At 67.8% G+C, this 6,384-nt stretch carries 6 protein-coding genes and 1 pseudogene; 6 read left to right on the forward strand and 1 reads right to left on the reverse strand.

Annotated elements, in window-relative coordinates:
- A pseudogene (locus tag FVW20_RS05350) lies at nucleotides 1-860 on the forward strand (DUF3536 domain-containing protein); the annotation flags it as partial.
- Between the two features lie 188 nt (nucleotides 861-1,048).
- Here FVW20_RS05350 and FVW20_RS05355 read toward each other — a convergent pair.
- Complete coding sequence (locus FVW20_RS05355) at nucleotides 1,049-1,522, reverse strand: hypothetical protein (RefSeq protein ID WP_196608611.1); 474 nt, start codon at nucleotides 1,520-1,522, stop codon at nucleotides 1,049-1,051.
- Nucleotides 1,523-1,885: 363 nt separating this feature from the next.
- Here FVW20_RS05355 and FVW20_RS05360 point away from each other — a divergent pair, with 363 nt between their 5' ends.
- The 5 genes from FVW20_RS05360 to FVW20_RS05380 all read left to right on the forward strand — a co-directional run.
- Entirely contained in the window at nucleotides 1,886-2,734 is an 849-nt protein-coding gene (locus tag FVW20_RS05360; protein ID WP_196608612.1) for a sulfide/dihydroorotate dehydrogenase-like FAD/NAD-binding protein, read from the forward strand.
- A 4-nt stretch (nucleotides 2,735-2,738) separates the two neighbouring features.
- Nucleotides 2,739-4,184: an NADPH-dependent glutamate synthase gene (gene gltA / locus FVW20_RS05365; RefSeq protein WP_196608613.1), complete on the forward strand. Its 1,446-nt coding sequence runs from the start codon at nucleotides 2,739-2,741 to the stop codon at nucleotides 4,182-4,184.
- A 296-nt stretch (nucleotides 4,185-4,480) separates the two neighbouring features.
- Complete coding sequence (locus FVW20_RS05370; protein ID WP_012612085.1) at nucleotides 4,481-4,771, forward strand: late competence development ComFB family protein; 291 nt, start codon at nucleotides 4,481-4,483, stop codon at nucleotides 4,769-4,771.
- 146 nt (nucleotides 4,772-4,917) lie between these two features.
- Nucleotides 4,918-5,742, forward strand: a complete 825-nt coding sequence (locus FVW20_RS05375) for a histidinol-phosphatase (protein WP_196608614.1) — start codon at nucleotides 4,918-4,920, stop codon at nucleotides 5,740-5,742.
- Nucleotides 5,743-5,807: 65 nt separating this feature from the next.
- A partial coding sequence (locus tag FVW20_RS05380) for an ATP-binding cassette domain-containing protein (protein WP_196608615.1) occupies nucleotides 5,808-6,384 on the forward strand: 577 nt, incomplete at its 3' end.

Genomic DNA, 6,384 nt, shown 5'->3' on the forward strand with positions numbered 1-6,384 from the left:
GCGCGGAACACGGCCTGCCCGCGCCGGGCACCACGGCAACCCGGGCCTGGCCGGGCGCCGAGGTGGACGTGACCCTGGATGCCTTAGGTGCCCATGACGCCCTGCACGCACATGACGTACATGACACCCCGAACGCGCAGGGCACGCCTGGCGGGGCCGGCACCACCCTTGTCACCGGCACCGCAGCCCTGCGCCTGCCGCTGGAGACGGAAGGCCGCACCGTGCGCTTCATCTGGCATCCGCCGGGACCGTCCACGTCCGCCCGCGCCTCGCGGGTGACGGTGCGTCCGGCAACGAAACCCGACGCGCCCGCAGCATCCCTGTCCATGGCCGACCTTCCGCTGAACGCCCGCCAGGCCCTGTTGCTGGCCCTGCTGCACGGAGAGGATCGGACCCGGGCTCCCCGGCGCGCCGCGCTGGCGCGTCAGGCTCTGGCCCTTGTGGACCCGTGGGAAGAGGCACAGCACGACATGGCCGCCAGTCACCTGTGGGCCGACCTGGCCCCGCAACTGGGGCTGGCGCTGGTGACGGAAGCCCCGGCGTCCAACCTTTCCGTCGGCGCCCCCCCCAGTGAGGGTGCGTGGCGGCAAGGGCTGGAACTGCTGCGTTCACTGCAACCGTCTCCCCGGCAGCGGTACGGGCTGCATCGACTGATACGCGACCACCTGCTGGAACTGCTGGCCGTGCCCGCACCGGACTGGGCCGGGCTGTGCGGTGCCGTGCAGCGCACCCGCGAGGTTGCGCCCGACTTCGACTGGTGGGCCGTGCAGAACCGGATGTGGGAGCGACTGCAAGCCAACGACCCGGCTGCCGGGGCACCGGCCCGGAACTGCGCGTCCGTGCTGGGCTTTCGGATGTAGCGCGCGCACGCCCCGGATACGGGAACGGCCTCTGGCACGGAAAGTCGCCCGGAGGCCGTTGTCACTCAAGTGATAACGAATGTCAATTGCAAACAAACACGACCACACCCGAAACGGCAGCGCCAAAACGCCGACAAGGCAGGACGGCAAGAGGCAGGTCCCCAAAAGATGAACGGTGGCGGGCGGGCTTATACGGCGGTCTGGATCATGGGCGTGCCATGCACGAGGGAAGCGGAGCGGGCATAGGCGCGGGCGCCGGCTGCGGGGGTACGGGTGGGGCTTGCCTCTCCGGGCAATGCACTTGGGGCCGGGGAAGCGCCCCCGGCAACGGCATCCGGGGTGGCGCCAAGCGGGGTCGCGGCACCGAAACCGCCGTCCGGCGCACTTTGACGGGTCGTCAATTCGGCCAGCAACTGCTGCGTTTGCAGGCTGTCGGCAAAATTGAACGCCCGCATGCGGTGCAGCGATCCGGCGGCCTGTACGGCGGCATCCTGTGCCGTGGGGGCGGTTTCCGTTTCGTAGCTGACCGTCAGCGGGCCGAGGGAAAAGGCCGTCTTCGTACGCTTGGCGGAAAGCAGCCCCAGCGCATCGCCCGCATCGCGGGTGAGTGCGCGGCTGTACGCGGCAAGGCCGCGTGACGAGGTTGCGTCGCCGATGTCCATGGCCGATTCCCTGACTGCCGTGTCCTTGCCCGATACCAGGCCCGATGCAGAATCACGATACGGCCCGGCGCGTGCCGGGCTTTGCCGGTACGTTTGCGGGCGGCCCCGCCAGTCCGGCGCGTTCACAGGAGCGATACACTAATTTACATGCGTCCCGGCGCCCGTGCAACCCGCATTTTTCTTGCATTGAGCGGGCGCAGAACTTACGAAGGTCGCTGACCGTTCAACCGGTTGCGACCGTTTTCCCCGGTCGCCCCGGCAACCGTCGTCCGTCCCGGCGCGGTCCGTGCCTGCACGCATACTGCGGCACCCCGCCGCAACGCCGGGCAGGCAGCCAATCCCCGCAAGAAAGGAAGCACGCGCATGCCCTGCAAGATACTGGAAAAAGAGCGCCTGATACCCGGCCAGACCAGCAAGCTGGTCATCGACGCGCCGCACATCGCCAAAAAGGCGCAGCCGGGCAATTTCGTCATCCTGCGCGTCTGCGAAAAGGGCGAACGCATCCCGCTCACCATCGCCGACGCCGATCCCGAACGCGGCACCATCACCATCGTCTATCTGGTCATGGGCAAGTCCACCGCCCTGCTGGAAACCCTGGACGCGGGCGATTCCATTCTCGACCTGTGCGGCCCGCTGGGCAGGCCCACCCACATCGAAAAGGCGGGCACGGTCATCTGCGTGGGCGGCGGCACGGGCATCGCGGCCATGCACCACATAGCCAAGGGGCACCACAAGGCGGGCAACCATGTGGTGGCCGTCATCGGCGCCCGCAGCAAGGACCTGCTGCTGTTTTACGACGAACTTTCGTCCTTCTGCCCCGAAGTGCTGGTGTCCACCGACGACGGCAGCTTCGGCCACAAGGGCCTGGTCACCGATCTGCTGCGCCAGCGGCTGGAAACGGACAAGACCGTGTCCGAGGTGGTGGCCGTGGGCCCCGTGCCCATGATGGCGGCAGTGGCCAAAACCACCGAGCCCTTCGGCGTGAAGACCACGGTCAGCCTGAACTCCATCATGGTGGACGGCATCGGCATGTGCGGCGCGTGCCGCGTGAGCGTGGGCGGCGAAACCCGTTTCGCCTGCGTGGACGGCCCGGAATTCGACGGCCACAAGGTGGACTTCAACGAACTGCGCCAGCGCCTTGCCGCCTTCAAGCCGCAGGAGAAGTTATCGTACGACCACCACTGCAAGTGTACCTGCGCGGGGGAGAAGTAAGACCATGACCGCCACCGCCGAACGCAAGCCCGCCGGGGGCCGGAAGATCGCCCCGCGCGTGGACATGCCCTGCCAGCCGGCCGGGGAGCGCATCCGCAACTTCGAGGAAGTGGCCCTGGGCTACACGCAGCAGATGGCCACGGAAGAGGCACGACGCTGCCTGCAATGCAAGAACCCCAAGTGCGTCAAGGGCTGCCCCGTGGAAGTGCCCATCAGGGACTTCATCGGCCAACTTGCCAAGGGCGACCTGGAAGGCGCCTACCGCACCATCAAGTCGACCAACAGCCTTCCCGGCGTGTGCGGGCGGGTATGCCCGCAGGAAAACCAGTGCGAAGGCGCCTGCGTGCTGAACGCCAAGGGCCAGCCCGTGGCCATAGGCCGCCTGGAACGCTACGTGGCCGACACCTACATGGCCCTCGACGCCTGCGACCATCTTTCCGCAAAACTGACCTGCCCGGCGGTGGACCCGGAGTTGCGCGTGGCCTGCATCGGCAGCGGCCCGGCCAGCCTGACCGTGGCGGGGTACCTTTCCGCGCGCGGGATCAAGGTGACCGTGTTCGAGGCCCTGCACGAGGTGGGCGGGGTGCTGGTGTACGGCATTCCCGAATTCCGCCTGCCGAAATCGGCCATCGTGGAAAAGGAAGTGCAGGCCCTGCGCACCCAGGAAGTGGACTTCGTCACCAACTGGGTGGGCGGACGCACCTTTTCGGTGGATGACCTGTTCGCCGAAGGCTACCGCGCCGTGTTCATCGGCGTGGGCGCGGGGCTGCCGCGCTTTCTCGGCGTGCCCGGCGAGAACCTGACCGGCGTTTTTTCCGCCAACGAATACCTTACCCGCGTCAACCTTGGCCGAGCCTACGCCTTCCCCGACTACGACACCCCGGTCTACCAGGGCCGCAACGTGACCGTGTACGGCGGCGGCAACGTGGCCATGGACGCAGCGCGCACGGCGCTGCGCCTGGGCGCGGAATCGGTGCGCATCGTCTACCGCCGCACCCGCGACGAACTGCCCGCCCGGCACGAGGAACTGGAACACGCCGAGGAAGAAGGCGTGATCCTTGAACTGCTGGCCAACCCGGTGGCCTTCCACGGCGACGAGATGGGCCGCCTGACCGGCGTCACCCTGCAACGCATGCAGCTTGGCGAGCCGGATGCTTCGGGCCGCCGCAGCCCGGTGCCTGTGGAAGGCGACACCTACGATCTGCCCACCGACCTTGCCGTCATTGCCGTGGGCACCCGGCCCAACCCCATCCTGCTGGAAGCCACGCCGCAGCTCACGCTGAGCAGGCGCGGCTACATCGAGGTGGACGAGGAAACCGGCGAAACCTCCATCCCCAACGTGTTCGCGGGGGGCGACATCGTTACCGGCGCGGCCACGGTCATCCTGGCCATGGGCGCGGGACGCAGGGCGGCCAAGGAAATCCGACGCCGCCTGAAGGGCGGGGAATAACGGGGAACGCCGGCGGAACACGACAGAAGCCGAAAGGCGGATTGCCCGTGCCGCACCATTCCCGGGCTTTCCATCGGCACGCGCCGTCTCCATTCACCGCCGCATCGAACGCATGCCGCCGCCCTTTCGCCCGCACGGGCCGAAGGGGCGGCGGTTTCACATTGCACCAAAGGCCTCGCGCGCTTGCGACCAGCCCGCGCCGTTGCTATGTTCTTCGGGGCGCGCATGCCGCACGCACGGCGAACCCCGCGCTTACGCCCGGACATCCATCCCCACCCACCCGAGGAGGCCCGCCCATGGCGCCCAGAAGCGAGAAGTACCGCATCGGCGACATCGACCTGACCGACATCCGCAACCGCAACGAACTGCGGGTCATCAAGGCCATCGAACAGGTGCTGCGCGAGCCCCCGGTGTACACCCCCGACCCCAAGGACATTCAGGACATCTACGCGCTGGCGCTGAACAACCTGACCCCGCGCTACGCCCAGACCGGCACCATCGTGCTGCGAGACCCGGTGCGCGACGACCAGATCGTCGAATCCGTGCGCAACGCCTTCGTGCGGGTCATGGAACGTCCCAAGGAATAGGAGCCGCCACACAGCCAGCCCGATCCAGGCGGCCCATGCGGTCCATACGGTCCACACAGCCCGCCCGCGCCGCACCGGTCAGCAGCACCGGTCAGCCTTCATCGCAACCCGCCCCGCCACCACGGGGCGGCCATGGACACACCGCCGTGATCACCGTCGATCTGCACACCCACACCAAGCACTCCCACGGGCAGGCCTCCGTGGAGGAAATGTTCGCCACCGCCATGGATCGCGGCATGGAAGTCTTCGGCTTTTCCGAACACTCGCCCCGTCCCCTCGCCTATTCCTATCCCAAGGACTACCGCGAAAAGCTGACGGCGGGCTTTCCCCGCTACGTGGACGAGGTGCGCGCCCTTGCCGATGCACGGCAGGACGACAAGACCGTGCTGCTGGGCCTGGAGATGGACTGGCTGCCCGGGCAAGAACCCTTCACGGCGGAAACCATCCACCGCTACCCGTTCGACTACATCATCGGGGGCATCCACTTTCTGGGCACCTGGGGCTTCGACTGCACCGTGGACGACTGGAAGGGTCTTGCGCCGGAACAGGCCAACGACGCCTTCGAGCGCTACTTCGACAGCCTGCGCCGCATGGGGGCATCGGGCATGTTCAACATCGCCGCCCACCCGGACATCATCAAGATATTCGCAGTGGATGCCTTTCACGAATGGCTGGACCGCCCGGAATCGCGCCAGCGGGTGCGCGACGCGCTGGCCACCCTGCGCGCGGCGGGCATGGCCATGGAAATATCATCTGCCGGGCTGCGCAAGCTGTGCAAGGAAATCTACCCCTGCCCCGCCATCATGGAGATGGCCCGCGAACTGGGACTGCCCATCACCTTCGGCTCGGACGCGCACTGCACCTCCACCGTGGCCTGGGGCTTCGACCAGTTGGAGGAATACGCCCGCCGCTTCGGCTACACGCACAGCGTGTGGTTTCGGAAAGGTGTGATGCATCAGCGACCGTTCTAGCGACGCGCCGTTGTTCCCGGCCCTTGTTGCACCACCTTCCATTTCTCCCAGTATCCTCAATCATCATGATCACCACACCTTCGCACCATGCCGAACGTGCCGCCCCGCTGGCGGTGCTGGACAACGTCCGCGTCAGCTTCGGCGGGCGCCGCGCCCTGGACGGCGCAAGCTGGATCCTGCGCGCCGGGGAATGCTGGGCCGTGTTCGGTCGCAACGGCGCGGGCAAGTCCACCCTGTTGCGCGTGGTGCGCGGCACCGCCCGGCCCGACCAGATAGACGGCGGCCAGATGACCTGGTACCCGCCCGAGAGCGGCGGCGCGCCCGCGTCGCCCGGAGAAACGCCCCCCGGAGCAACATCCGCTGGCGAAACCTCTCCGCTGACCGGGCGCGCCCTGTGCGCCAGCGTGTCCTCTGCCCAGCAGGAACGCTACATGCGCCAGGGCTGGCTGCTCACCGGCGAGGAATTGCTGCTCACCGGCTATTTCGACACCCCCCTGCTCTACGAAGACCCCGGCGCGGAACGCATGGCCGCCGCGCGCGACCTTGCCCGCCGCCTGGGGGCCGCCCACCTGCTGGACGTCAAGGTGCCCGCCATGTCGCAGGGCCAGTTGCGCCTGATGCTGGTGGCCCGCGCGCTGGTGC

The organism is Nitratidesulfovibrio oxamicus (assembly GCF_015731765.1).
Taxonomy (GTDB): domain Bacteria; phylum Desulfobacterota; class Desulfovibrionia; order Desulfovibrionales; family Desulfovibrionaceae; genus Cupidesulfovibrio; species Cupidesulfovibrio oxamicus.